Source organism: Bifidobacterium pseudocatenulatum DSM 20438 = JCM 1200 = LMG 10505, from assembly GCF_001025215.1.
Lineage (GTDB): Bacteria > Actinomycetota > Actinomycetes > Actinomycetales > Bifidobacteriaceae > Bifidobacterium > Bifidobacterium pseudocatenulatum.
The window spans coordinates 1281969-1294371 of sequence record NZ_AP012330.1 but is presented as its reverse complement, the minus strand read 5'-3'; the positions used below and the strand labels follow the sequence as shown (position 1 = coordinate 1294371).

Sequence of the window (12403 nt, the reverse complement as noted above, 5' to 3'; positions counted from 1 at the left end):
ATGTGGGGAACGGGAATAATCCGTGGGTATGGTCAGGCTTTGGAAGCCTCATATTTAGCGCGGATGAGGTCCGTGTAAAAGGCCACGGCCTCATGCGGGCCACCGTCGAACACCACCTGATGATCGTCGACCACCAGCGTGCGGTCGATCGCATATTCCGCGCGTGTGATCAGCTCCGTGTCATGCGTGGCGAACACTACCTGTTTGTCGTAACTGAACAGAGCTTTCGCCACATGCGCGGACGCCACCTCGTCCAAACCCTTGGTCGGCTCGTCGGCAACGATCACCGCGGGGGAGAAGCTCAATGCGGAAGCGATCGCCAGCAGATGACGTTTCTCGCTATCCAATGCGGAGGCGGGCTCACGTGCGACCGCCGCCAGATCGAAATGCGCGAACAGATTGCCGATGATCGCCTGGCGTTCGCTTTCCGGCACCTTATGCTTCTTCAACGGTTCATCAATCGCCTCGCGAATGGAATCCGCTTTGTAATAACTGTTCGGAATTTCCTCGCGACGAACGCGGCCGATCATCGATTCGATACGTTTCAGATCACGTTTCACCGACGGATCATACGCAGCACCATTCGCGTCGATACGCACCGAACCGGACGTCGCAGACAATGCGCCATCCAACAGCTGCAGCAACGTGGTCTTACCGGAACCATTCAACCCGATCACAGCCACACGTTTGCTTTCCGGAGTGATCGTCAACGATGTCGGCTCCAGACCGACATTGCCATCCTCATACGTGTGGCCTGCCTGATCTAGCGTGAACGTGACGTCATGCGTCGCTTCGGGACGTTTGGATGAAAACAGCGAATCGAAAAAACCCATGGCAACCATTGTACGGGCGTGCCGAACCCATTGCATACGAAACGGGGCCGGAAATCCAAACTCCTTGTGGGAGTTTGGATTCCCGGCCCCGTCAAGCCTGCGGACAGGATGTCAGGCGAAATAGAATCCCGAGAAATCGTACTTGTACACGCGGTAGATGTACGCACTGTTCAACGTCATCTTGAACTGCGCCAGCAGATCACCATCCTTGTTGTACTGGCCGAACAGACCCTTCATGCCCGAGTCGATGAGGATCTGGCCATTATCCAATTCCTGCGCGGAACTGACATACGGCGAATATGGCACGTCGAACGATGACACTTCCGTATACGTGCCGGCATTCTCGTTGACCAGATACTTGCGATACCGCGAATTTGCCGTGTCGGAAGACAGTTCGATCGAGATTCCGTCGATCACCGACCAGTCAAAATCAGGACGCGTCAACGAAGTGCCGAAATTATTGTCGAACATGTACAGGTAATACTGGCCGTCAGGCAACGAATCATCGGCGACGTATGTGATGGAATGCTGTCCGCCGGTATCGGAAAAATCTCCGTCTTTCGCTAGGAAACTGCTGACCTCATCGGTGCCTGCCCACACGGACGGCTCGCCGATCATGTAGTCGACCGTCGGATCTGATTCCAGATCATCCACTTTGATGATGGTGGACGTTTCGCGTGCGGAGAATAACGCGGAACCATCATCCAACAGTTGGATGGTGTTGCAATGCAGCCAATCCCAACGATTCTGGGCGCTCGAATCCGACTCGTCGGTTCCTGCATGCGTGGTGGAGGCCTTATAGTCGGCGAACAGTTCGCCGAAATCCACCAAGCGGGTCACACTGCCGGTGGAAGTGTTGAGCTTGATGACCTGATCTTGCACGGCATTGTCGTCGCGGCCCATTTCGGTGGCCAACAGCACGATGTCTCCATTGGCGTCCATCGCGTAATCGTGGTGCAGAATATAGTCGGATCCAAGATCATAGATCTTCTCCAACTTGCCGAGACGGTTCATCGCTGCCATGTGGTGTGTGGAAGCGGAGAACCACATGAGCCCGTCATCGTCGAACAGCAGACGATGCGAACGATAGTAGAGCACGGGAATCTCACCGCGCAGCACGCCGTTCGTATCATAATAGAACATGAAGTCCTGCTCGTCGGAATCGTTGCCGAGTATGGCATACAGGCCATCGCCCAAGTCTTCTCCGGAATCAGCTACGACGGTCTGCTCCAGTTGCACTTCCTCATTGCCAAGCAGGGAAGCACCCCTGTGTTCGAAGGTATGCGTACGGGATTTGCCATCGGCGTTGGTCAACGTGATGGTGATGGTGTTCTTTTCCCCGGGAATAAGGCCGAGTATCTGGAATTCATGGGTTTTGCTGTATTGCGATTGCTGGTAGGCGTCACGGGTGAAATCCGCGTAGCCGTCCGCATGCACGGTATAGGATACGGATACCGAGTCGTCGGTGGTGAAATACACATACAGCGACGTGGTGTTGGTGCCGTACGGATCCTCGGTGACGAACATGTCATCTTCCGTGGCGGCAGACTTGCTTTTTTCCTGCTCGAGCTTGTCGTCGGCCATATTCTGATAGTCGGCTGTGTACACATTCTCGATACGTGCGTTCAGCCGTTCGATCCTGTTTTGTCTGATGGCCGCATCGACGTTGTCATAGCTGGCGAGACAGACGCCCAATGCGATGGCCGATGCTACCACGGCCGCGGTCCAGCGTTTAACACGAGGATGGTTAGACAGAAGTGGAAGCGATTTCATAACTGATGTCTCCAACAAGGGTTCATCTCATATCGAACAGTTACGACACCACTATTATTCGCAAAACTCGGAACAAACCGGAGATTTTATTGGACAAACCGTAATAAAACCCTGAAATAACCCTGAAAACGCCGTGCCTCATATCAGGGTGAACCACGACTGCACGTCATGGAACAAACCGGAATTATTGCGTATCAGCTCGTCGTCGCGACCATATAGGAACAACGACAACACCGTCACCGCCAACATGAACAGCAGCAGCGCCAACACCAGTACGCGCAACAGCCAGCACAGCCGCGGACGGTCGCAATCCAACGCAATGAGCAGCAGAGGCAACGAAGCCAAGGCGAACAGCCAACCGAAATCGGCGATGTAGCGCCACCCAAGACCACCCAAGCGCGCGTCAAGCGCCACAATCAGCAAACTTAACAGCAGGAACGTCGTCAGTGTACGCCACATACCGACATGACCACGAGCGCGCATATGCCGGCGTAGGAATGGGCATGCCAGCGAAGCCAATGCGAGAGGCGCCATGACGAACAGGCCTCCAGGCATCGCCTCCGTGAACCCCCAATCTTTCAATGGGGTGGGGTCGACGGCAAGGAACGGGAACATATTCGTCCAGCGCAACGGCAAAAACAGATAGTATGCGACCGTCCAAATGAAATTCGACCACGACTGATGGTAGCTCGTCATATCCGTGACCGTTATCTGATATGACGAACCGAAATCGAATGGCGAGGAGAAACGCACCATGTTATAGGCGAACAACGGCACCACCACAACCAATGCGGGCACCAGCACGGCCAAAGGCGCACGCAACGCATGCAACATGGCGCAGACGCGCCCATGCGCGCCAGAAGCGAACACGCCATCACGCAACTGTTTGGCAATCGCACGAATCTGCGGCCAGAACAACGGAAACGCGGCGAACGCCACCACCACAAACGACGGACGGCAACCCACATTCGCGGCAATACACACCGAACCGGCAGCCAAACGAGGCAGCGACAACGATTCGACCGTATTCGCACCACCATCGCCACCGGCATCGGCCGCGTTCGGGTGCGCCGCACCCATCCATAGCCATAAGCCCAACGTGCTCAACAACAAGGACGCCGCAATCGGCACCGAATAAAAATTCGTCCGATACCACAAGTACGGGGCGTTCGACGCCAAAACCACAAACACGCACAACATACTGACCGCAGCCAGCGAAACATGCGGACGCACACGCTCGATCACGCGAATCGTCAACAGGCACGCGAACACCAAAAAAACAAACATCAGCAGCGGCACCGCAGCGCCAGACGGCATCATCAGACCACCATCAACCCACAACGACGTTATCGCACGATACGGCACAAACAACAGCAACGCCGGCACCACGCCAAAATACGAATACCAACGACCATCAAAAAACGCATAATCCCAATACACCGGACTCACACCATCGGCAAGCAATTGCTGACGAGTCGTCACATCATACGGATTATCCGCATCGCGCAACGCGTCGGGCACATCCAAATCAAGCCACGCATGACCATTAAGCAACGCCCGAGCCACATGATCATACTGATCGTAATCATACGTATACATGCCATCCGTATGAAAACTCAACGGCACCGCAGACACCAACTGCCACGCCACCGCCGCAACAGTCACCAACCCAGGAACCGTCAACAACACGCCCAACGTCACACGCTGACGCACACTCGACGTATTCAACGGCACCTTCCACAGGCGCGAGCCCGGACGCCACAACGCCACCAACACCATCACCAACACCAACAACGCCACACGCAACGGACTCACCGAAAACGGCACACGCACATTCGCGCGAACCGCATCAAACGGAATCAATGACCCCTTCGGCTCCACCACCTGCACGCGCACCGTACGACCGGCCGCAGCCCTCACATACAACGAACGAGACGAATCCAACGACACCGAACACAACGAACCAGCCACACGATCCGCATCCGCACGAACACGCACCGTACGCAACACGCGCGAACCGGCAGGCACACCACCCATAACCTCATCGGACACCGGCACGATCCGCACATACTCAGACGAACCATCCGCAGCCACCTGCAAATACGCCTGCGTCGGATCAGTAACCTCCAACAACCCGTCATCACGACGCTCAAGCCCCGGCCCCAACGTGTTATACGCAGCCGCCGAATCACCCGACGCCGCCAACGAGCGGAAAAACGGCACATTACACAACACGCACTCAACCAACACCACCACAACAAAAGCGGCTACAATAGCTGCGCACACACGATGACGCGCCTGAAAACGCTGTTTCGAAAAAGTCACGAACTTTATTCTAAAGGCTGCATGTCGCATTGAATTGAAAGAATGGCCCACATGTCACACCTCACACCAGCATCGCCATCAGCACACCATCCACACCAAGGACGGACCATGCTCAACCACGCCATGCAAGGGGTACGACAACTCATCAACCACAACAAACACCCCCACAACACCGCCGACGCCAACCCCTTCGGCAAAGCCCTCGACACGCCAGACGACATCGTCGATGAACTCACCCGCAACGCCATCAAACTCAACCCACTCATCAAACGACACATCATCAAAGGCTTCGAAGGCATACCAAGCACACTCCAACTCGGCTGGGCGCAACTGCCACAAACCCAAGGCAAAGCCTTCTCCATCGGACTATTCACCGACAACAACCACTTCGCGCAAATCGCGCTCGCCGACAGCAAAGCACGCGTCTTCGCGGGCACCAATCCCGAAATGGACGTGCAGGATCTGGAACCACGATTCATATTCGTCAAAGAAGAAACCCTCACCCTGCCAGACGGTCCACGATTCGGACACGCGACAAACGGCGCGCCGAAGATGGTGCGCGCGTCGCAAGGCGGTGTCGTGGGACGCATGCCCGATGGCCGCATGATGTGGCTCGCATCCTGGCTGAAAGTCGGCAACCGCTACACGCTCGAACAGATGCGTGCCAACCTGCCGGAAACCATGCGATTCGATCTGGAATACAGGGATGCCATCACCATCGCATTCTTCGCAGCCTACATGCTGCCGCAAATGAACGGGCTACTCGTGGGATTCGGCACGGGCAACATCTTCCGCAGGCTCAACCGAGAGGCGCCGATGGGCGCGATCCGCCGATCCATCAGAGACACGATGAGCGCACGCTCCCATGGCATGCGCGCATCCGGACTTGAGGATTATTTCGCCGACCTCATGCGCGAGGCAGGCGCCCTTGACAAAGACCAAGGGCTCGAAGCAGTACACGGCGCGGAACCATTGCACCTATACACGTCCAGCTACTCGGGCTGCTATTTCTTCGCTTGGGATTCCACACTGCCGTTCTCGGCATCGCTGCGCGCGCTGAACATCGAAGGCAACCTCAACCGTTTCGCCGCAGTCAGTTCATGGCTGGAACGCAACGCCCGTATCGGCAAGCTGCCCACAGAAGACACCGTAACCCGCGCGGAAGCCGCGCAAATCGACATGGCGCTACTGGAAAATCCGGCGCTGATCGCATTGAAACCGGACGACGAATTCGGCGCGATCCTCGACTCACAGCAGGATGACGGCGTCCAAGCCGTCATGCGCCTGGTGGACATCGCCGCGGAAACCAGACGTTCCATCGCCGAAAACACGAAGGACGGCGAGGATGGTACCGCCTTCGGAGCCGAAGGCGGTTCGGAATGGGTATACCGCCAGACAATGTCGAGACTATTGCGCAGCATGCGCCTGCCATACCGCTTCGACGTGGACTTCCGATGCAGTCTCCGAGACGGCAATATGGCCATCGGTTTCACCTCTGCCGGCGTTTCCATGATGCCATCCACCAAATATGACGTGTCCCGCCACGCATGGGTGGATATGACGGACGCCGAACGCGCCCGCATGAGCGCGGACTACAATCTGCGTGTTGGACTGATGATGGCCGCGTTGAGTTTTGGCGCCGATCCGGGCATACAGCGTGTGTCGATGCATATCGATTCGATTGGTTTGGAAGAGGCCGTGGCCGAGCAGGATTCCGCCATCAGCGAGCTGATGAGCGAGGCTTTGGCGGCTTTCGAACGCATTCGTACTGGAGATATGGGTGTTTCTGGGTCCAAGGCCGATCCGAAGGACGGCGATTTCCACGGAGACCCGTCCCGTCCGGTGGCGCCGAGATCCGCCGACATGGGCGTTGATGGCGTCAACTCCGAGGATACGGATGATGCGTTGAACAGCCAATTCGAGGATCTGATGCGGGATATCGACTTCGACGAAGTGACGTTCGCGGTTCCCGACGAGATTGCGGACGATTCCTCTAGCATGGACGACGGTTCCGCACAGGGCGTGCATGATGGCGCTCTTGACGCGGGACTGATCGGCTTCGGCGATTTCGATGGGAATGGTGATGATCCATTAAGCCAGCTTCGCAAGAATCCGACCGTACGCAATCTGGTGACGGTCACCTTCACCAGAAGCGAATTCATGGAGCGTCTGGGCGAGTGCGGATTGTCTGATCCAACAGGCACATACCGTATGTTCGATGCGGAAATGGATGTGGACGGCCTCGGCGCATTGAAGCCAGTGGACGCCACGTTCGATTTGCGCGATAGTCGTTTCTCCCCATCCGGAAGTCAGGAGGAGCCTGAGCTTTCCGACGCCATATTCGACCATGACACGGCACAGCTGTTCGGCTGCCGTGACATGTCGGGGTTGTCCATTCAGCGCGTCGACCTGCTGCAGCGCGCGGTTGGCGAATTCCACAGAATCGCGCAGGACTCCCATCTGGAATCGGTGGCCAAGGCAAAGCAGGCCATGGACGTCATCAACACCATTGCCGACCCGGAATTGACGTCGTTGGCTCCGCAGGTGACGAGTGCGCTCATCGATGGCAAAGACACTCCGGACTTCTCCTTCCGCTTGGCCGACGAGCTTGACGCGGAACGCATCAAGGCGAGAGACCTGCTGTTCTCAGGACAGGTCGACCAAAGCGTGGAACTGGCCGAAGCGGCGTTGGAGCGAATGGACCGACTGTTCGCTTCGAATCCGGGCGTGCCGCGGTATTTCAACTCGTATGCGGAACGCGTCATCTACAATCGCATGTTCGCCACGGAAGGCGAACGGACCGTGCTGATTCCGGACAATCTGTTCTACGCGCATATGGAACTCGCCGACGTGCTTGCACAGGTCAAAGGCGTGAAGGCCGCGTTGCCGCATCTCAATGCGATGGTGCGATATGCGCCGGCCTACCCGCTTTCCCATCTCAAGCTGGCGGTTCAACTGGCGCGCGCCGAGGATTGGGATCCGGCCAGAGCGGCTTGCCTCAACGCGTTGCACGTCGCACTTGACCGTGAGGATGCGTCGTTCGCCTATTACAGACTCGCCTATGCGGAATGGATGTGCGACCACTTCGACATCGCGGCCGCCGCGTACATCATGAGCGAGGAGATTGCCCCCGGGCGAATCGCCATGCTGGAGAGCGAGCTGCAGGAATTGATCGGACGCGCGCAATCGCAATGCATTCCGGTGCCCACCGACGTTCCGGAAGCCATGCACGTGCTTACCCAAGCGGGACTGCCGGTATGGCCCAATACCCAGGTCGCATCCTTGGTACGCAAGGCCGCGCGGGTCTGTGTGGATGAAGGCATGTTCGTGCCGGCACGTACGCTTTCGGTTGCCGCTTCAAGGATGGATGACGAGGAGCGCGACGGTGCCGACGTGGTGCAGATGCAGTTCCTGAGGTCGTTGAACAACTGAACGGCGTGCTTTCCGCAGTGCGCCAAACAGACGTTGGCGATGCAGTAAATCGAACATTTGTGCGATAATGTGTGCATGGCGGCTCTGACCGGCAAAACATTGAAGACAGTGACAAGGCAATGACAATGACAAGGCATGACGATTCCGAACAACTCGCATGGGATTTTGACGCTTCTGAAATGGGCGGCGATACGGGCTCCGCGTCAACCGCTGTGGTTCCCGACGGGGGAGTCAGCTCATATGCGCCGGGCAGTGAACGCTGGATCGCCGCATTGCAGCCAACCGATGCCGACGCCATGCGGTTGACCCGACTTGATGTCTCGTCCATCAGTGCTGAAGCCGCGGCTCGATTGTGGGCGCGTGTGGCGGCGTGGGTGGAATCCGACCAGATCGCATACTACATCGATGACGCGCCGGTCTCGTCCGATGCCGCCTATGATGCGAGAATACGTTGTCTGCAGGCGTTGGAAGCCCAGTTCCCATCCCTCGATTCCGCGCAATCGCCGACGCATCGTGTCGGAGGCACCTTCTCCAATGATTTCGCATCGGTACGCCACCCGTCTCGCATGATGAGTCTTGACGATGTCTTTTCGCTTGAGGAACTGCATGAATGGTACGACGGTGTTATTCGGGGACTTGATTGGCCTGAGACGAAGCCTTTGCCGATGACATGCGAAGTGAAAATCGACGGTCTTGCGCTTAACCTCATCTACCGTAACGGCGTGCTCGAGCAAGGTCTGACCAGAGGTGACGGCGTGATCGGCGAGGATATCACGCTCAATGTGCGCACCATCTCCACCATTCCGCAGAATCTTGCGGGACCGGAAGAAGACATTCCCGAATTCGTGGAGATCCGCGGTGAGGTCTTCATGCGATGGGACGATTTCAACACGCTCAACAAAGAAAACGAGGATGCTGGGCGCGCGCCTTTCGCCAATCCACGTAACGCGGCTGCCGGAAGCCTGCGGCAGAAGGATCCGCGCATCACCGCCACCAGAAGGCTGAGCTTCTATGCGCATGGCATTGGAACGCTCCAGTGGGGCGCCAAACGTGGTGCCGACCATGATGCGGTCAACAACCAATCCGAAGCGTATGGGTTGTATAAGAAGTGGGGCATACCCGTTTCGCCACATAACCGTGAGGTCACCACATTCAGCCAGATTCTCGACATGATCGATTATTACGGCGAGCATCGCGGTGACATCGAGCATGCGCTCGACGGCATCGTCGTGAAAGTGGACGATCTGGGGTTGCAGCGGTCGCTGGGCGCGACCTCGCGTGCGCCACGTTGGGCCATCGCCTACAAGTATCCGCCGGAGGAAGTCAACACGGAGTTGCTTGACATCACCGTGCAAGTGGGGCGTACCGGCCGCGTGACACCGGTGGCTATTCTGAAGCCCGTATATGTTGCGGGTTCAACGGTGTCGAGAACCACTTTGCACAATCCGTTCGAGGTGGAACGTAAAGGCGTGCTTATCGGCGACACCGTTGTGGTACGCAAGGCAGGCGATGTGATTCCCGAACTTGTAGGTCCAGTGTTGGAGCGTAGGGAAGGGCACGAAGACCAGCTGCGCCGTTTCGTGATGCCTTCGCAGTGCCCGAGCTGTGGGGCACAACTCGCTCCAGCCAAAGAGGGGGACAAGGACATCCGCTGCCCGAACGTGGAGTCCTGCCCGGCGCAGTTAACCGAACGCATCATCAACCTGGCGTCCAGAAAGGCGTTCGATATCGAACATCTGGGTGACCAATCGGCCATCGCGTTGACGAATCCAGAAGAGGATCGCCCTGATTCGGTGGCGACCTACGCGCCGGACATCACGGAAATCGTGGTGGCACCGGGGCAGGAGCCAGAACCGTACGAGCCGGTGGAAGGGCTGGAGCTGCCGGCCCGGCAAACGCCGGTGTTGTCCAGCGAGGCCGGCCTGTTCTCGCTGACATCCTCCGATTTGCAGGATGTTCGCGTATGGCGAGAAGCGCCAATCATCGAAATTCATGAAACCGTCGGCAAGAACGGTAAACCGAAAAAAACGCGCAAACGTATCGGCGGATCAGGCCTGTGGCATCAGGTTCCGGCGTTTTGGACGACTCCGACAGTGGCGAGAAAGCGTAAGGACGAAGTCGATGGATCCGCGGAATATCCCGGATATGATGTGCCTGAGGATGCTATGGTGGTCCGAGAGGAAACCAAGGTGTCGCGTTCCGGAGCATCCAGCGTGCAGCCGGTATATATACGCCCCGCGGAAAACACAAGGAAAATGCTTGACGAAATTGACAAGGCACGTCACGCCGACTTATGGCGTGTGCTTGTGGCCCTGTCCATCAGGCGACTTGGTCCTCCTACGGCACGTGTTATCGCCAATACGTTCGGATCGCTTGACGCCATCGAACGCGCCAGTGTGGACGAACTGTCACAGATAGACGGCATCGGTCCGGAGATCGCGGAATCGGTGGTCACGTGGTTCGCGTCGGCCAAGGAACCAGGCGATTGGCGCGGCACGGTGTTGGAAGCATGGAAGGCTGCTGGAGTCGGTGCGGAGCAGGTTGAAATCAGTACACTACCGCAGACGCTTGAAGGTAAAACAGTGGTTGTCACCGGTTCGTTGATTGACTTCTCGCGTGACTCCGCCAAAGAAGCGATTATCTCCCGCGGTGGAAGAGCCTCAGGATCCGTCAGCAAGAAAACCGATTGGGTGGTCATTGGCGAAAACGCCGGTGCCAAAGCCGCCAAAGCAGAGGAATTAGGCGTTCCCATGCTAAACGAGGACCAGTTCAAAATACTGCTGGAAAATGGAACGGTGTGATACCGGCACGTCAAACTGGCAACGTAATCGCAAGAAAGCTCTGGCATGCCGCGTCTCCAGACGCTAGTCTGGTACGCGGCTAAAGGAGGAACCATGACCGACGAGCGCACCATCGAAGCGCGCATCTATGAGCGACTCAGCAAAGTAATCGACCCGGAACTGGGTCGATCTGTGACTGATCTGGGCATGATCGCAGCCATCGATGCGATACCGGTGGAAGGTAAGGCGAACACCTATGAGGTTCGTGTGGAGGTCGAACTGACGGTAGAAGGCTGCCCATTATCGCAGACCATCACCAACCAGATCAACGGAGCGGTGGCATCCTACCCGGATGCAACGCTGCTGCCGCGCATCGAAGTCGGATCTATGAGCCAAGACAAGCTCACCCAACTCGTTGCCGGTCTCAAAGCCGAGCGCAAGCAGAATCCCTTCAACAAGCCGGGCATCAAAACCCGTATTTTCGCCATAGCATCCGGCAAGGGCGGTGTCGGCAAATCGTCCGTCACCGCGAATCTTGCCGCCACTTTCGCGGCGCTCGGTTATGATACGGCTGCCATTGATGCCGACATCTATGGATTCTCGCTGCCGCGACTGTTCGGCGTGCACGCGCAACCCACCAATCTGAATGGCATGCTCATGCCCGTCACCGCTTGGGGAACGAAATTGATTTCCATCGGCATGTTTGCGGGCGCCGATCGCGCGATCCTTTGGAGAGGGCCGAGACTGCAGCGTTCGCTCGAACAGTTCCTTTCAGACGTGTGGTGGGGTGAGCCCGACGTGCTTCTGCTTGACTTGGCTCCAGGCACCGGCGATATGGCGATTTCCGTGGCCCAGGCCTTGCCGAACGCGGAACTGGTGGTGGTCACCACGCCGCAGCCATCCGCATCCGACATCGCGGTCCGCTCCGGCCTGGTGACGCTGCAGGTGCCGATGAAAGTGCGTGGTGTTGTGGAAAACATGAGCTATTACGAGCACAAGGGTGAACGTCTGCGGATTTTCGGCGAAGGCGGCGGCGCGCGCGTGTCGGAACAGCTGACCGAAAGCCTCGGTTATGACGTTCCTTTGCTAGCTCAGCTTCCGTTGGAACCGGAATTGAGGGAGACTGGTGAGGCCGGACGTCCGGCCGTGCTGAATGAGGATGGCTCATTACGTGCCGACGATATTGGCGAGACATTCAGGAACCTAGCTGAATCGTTGATGCGCAGGCCCCTGTAAAACTCTATGGAACCGTGTTCCCGT

Annotated in this window: 6 protein-coding genes; 3 read left to right on the top strand and 3 right to left on the bottom strand. The window is 57.3% G+C overall.

Annotated features, from left to right (window positions below):
- Positions 1–32 precede the first annotated feature (32 nt).
- The 3 genes from BBPC_RS05435 to BBPC_RS05425 form a co-directional block, all read right to left on the bottom strand.
- Entirely contained in the window at positions 33–833 is an 801-nt protein-coding gene (locus BBPC_RS05435; RefSeq protein ID WP_033524113.1) for an ATP-binding cassette domain-containing protein, read from the bottom strand.
- Positions 834–944: 111 nt separating this feature from the next.
- Positions 945–2606 (bottom strand): aryl-sulfate sulfotransferase, encoded by a 1662-nt coding sequence (locus BBPC_RS05430; RefSeq protein ID WP_004222438.1) that lies wholly within the window; start codon positions 2604–2606, stop codon positions 945–947.
- A gap of 138 nt (positions 2607–2744) precedes the next feature.
- Positions 2745–4892: a hypothetical protein gene (locus BBPC_RS05425; protein ID WP_033524112.1), complete on the bottom strand. Its 2148-nt coding sequence runs from the start codon at positions 4890–4892 to the stop codon at positions 2745–2747.
- Positions 4893–5054: 162 nt separating this feature from the next.
- Between BBPC_RS05425 and BBPC_RS05420 the strand changes: the two genes are divergently transcribed.
- The 3 genes from BBPC_RS05420 to BBPC_RS05410 all read left to right on the top strand — a co-directional run bounded on the left by BBPC_RS05420 (position 5055) and on the right by BBPC_RS05410 (position 12379).
- The gene (locus BBPC_RS05420) at positions 5055–8363 is read left to right on the top strand and encodes a tetratricopeptide repeat protein (protein ID WP_374936684.1); all 3309 of its coding nucleotides are present in this window, start codon (positions 5055–5057) and stop codon (positions 8361–8363) included.
- Positions 8364–8488: 125 nt separating this feature from the next.
- Complete coding sequence (ligA, locus tag BBPC_RS05415) at positions 8489–11164, top strand: NAD-dependent DNA ligase LigA (protein WP_033524042.1); 2676 nt, start codon at positions 8489–8491, stop codon at positions 11162–11164.
- Positions 11165–11257: 93 nt separating this feature from the next.
- Positions 11258–12379 carry an Mrp/NBP35 family ATP-binding protein gene (locus tag BBPC_RS05410; RefSeq protein ID WP_022245115.1) on the top strand — a complete coding sequence of 374 codons (1122 nt, stop codon included), beginning with the start codon at positions 11258–11260 and terminating at the stop codon, positions 12377–12379.
- Positions 12380–12403: the final 24 nt, after the last annotated feature.